Origin of the sequence: Streptococcus suis, from assembly GCF_002964045.1 — a bacterium.
Taxonomy (GTDB): Bacteria; Bacillota; Bacilli; order Lactobacillales; family Streptococcaceae; genus Streptococcus; species Streptococcus suis_U.
Window position 1 is genome coordinate 1 of the sequence record NZ_POPB01000045.1, and the last position, 272, is coordinate 272.

A 272-nucleotide genomic window follows, 5' to 3' on the forward strand; every position below is an offset into this window, starting at 1 on the left:
CTTTTTTCACCAATTCCATATTCACTTGGTATGGTTTCAAGAGGGCAACACGTTCTGCAAATTTGTCTTCCTCACCCATTGATACCCAAACGTCTGTATAGAGAACATCTGCGCCTTTGACTGCTTCGTCAGCATTGTCAGTAATGAGAACACGTGCTCCACTTTCTTTCGCAAAACCTTCAGCCAAGGCAACTACTTCTTCTTCTGGGAAGAGTTCTTTTGGAGAGAAGATATGGACATTGACACCAAGGATAGCGCCCGTTACCACCTGA

Annotated in this window: 1 pseudogene; it reads right to left on the reverse strand. The window is 44.5% G+C overall.

What is annotated here, in order from left to right:
- Nucleotides 1-272 (reverse strand): annotated as a pseudogene (locus C1E99_RS00200) (ornithine carbamoyltransferase); the annotation flags it as partial.